This window comes from Klebsiella sp. HN106 (assembly GCF_051209435.1).
GTDB lineage: Bacteria > Pseudomonadota > Gammaproteobacteria > Enterobacterales > Enterobacteriaceae > Klebsiella > Klebsiella oxytoca.
In genome coordinates this window covers 1-293 of sequence record NZ_JBLURD010000241.1, presented here as the reverse complement: position 1 = coordinate 293, position 293 = coordinate 1, and the positions used below count along the sequence as shown (strand labels likewise).

At 52.2% G+C, this 293-nt stretch carries 1 protein-coding gene; it reads left to right on the top strand.

Features of this window, described 5'->3' with window-relative positions; genetic code table 11:
• Window positions 1-293 (top strand): IS3 family transposase (locus ACSIPU_RS31095; protein ID WP_435322550.1); only part of this gene is annotated, 293 nt, incomplete at both ends.

Here is a 293-nt window from a genome sequence, read left to right as displayed (position 1 = left end):
CATGAACACGCTCTGCGGGACCTTCTGCGGGCGGCCGGTATGTCCCGTAGCACGTGGTATTACAATATGAATGCACTGAAGCAAGGGGACAGGTATGCGGGTCTTAAAGAGAACATCAGGAAGATATACCACTATCACAAAGGTCGTTATGGCTACCGCAGGATCACGCTCGCACTGAGAAAACAGGGGCTGCGGATAAACCATAAAACAGTGCAGCGGCTGATGGCAGAACTGTCACTCCGGTCTGTGATAAGGGCGAAAAAATATCGTGCCTGGAAAGGGAGAACGGGCGA